Raw genomic sequence first — 457 nt, 5'->3', positions numbered from 1 at the left:
CCGTCCAAGCCCATCTACGTCTCCGTCCGGGGCAAGGTCTACGACGTCACCTCCGGCCGCGGCTTCTACGGCCCCGGCGGCGCCTACGCCGTCTTCGCGGGCCGCGAGGCCAGCCGCGCCCTCGGCAAGATGTCCAAGGACGATCACCTCCGGCCGCGGCTTCTACGGCCCCGGCGCGACAAGGAGCTCGGCGTCCTCGCCGACTGGGAGATCAAGTTCCAGGCCAAGTACCCCGTCGTCGCCCGACTCGCCGCCGACGCCTGAACTCGTCAGTCTCGGTCTAAATTTACTCTGTCCTGCCTCTTGCGGTGTTCAGTGCTGTGCTTGCTTGCTTGTTGCTAGTTGCTTTGCTACCCAATAATCTGAATGGAAGGACGTATGTGATGTGCCTGCTGAATAGTTCCTAGTCCTTGCATACACTGCTGTGCTACCACATGACATGATGTACTCGTGTGTG

Annotated in this window: 1 protein-coding gene; it reads left to right on the top strand. The window is 61.3% G+C overall.

All coding sequences use genetic code 11. The features are described 5' to 3' along the window. Window positions 1-264: cytochrome b5 domain-containing protein (locus tag FWJ25_RS20775; protein ID WP_149601882.1), on the top strand; the 264-nt coding region annotated here is incomplete at its 5' end. Window positions 265-457 lie beyond the last annotated feature (193 nt).

Origin of the sequence: Marinobacter salinexigens (assembly GCF_008370345.1) — a bacterium.
Lineage (GTDB): Bacteria > Pseudomonadota > Gammaproteobacteria > Pseudomonadales > Oleiphilaceae > Marinobacter > Marinobacter salinexigens.
The sequence above is the reverse complement of the archived record's forward strand: the minus strand, read 5'-3'. Positions and strand labels throughout refer to the sequence as shown.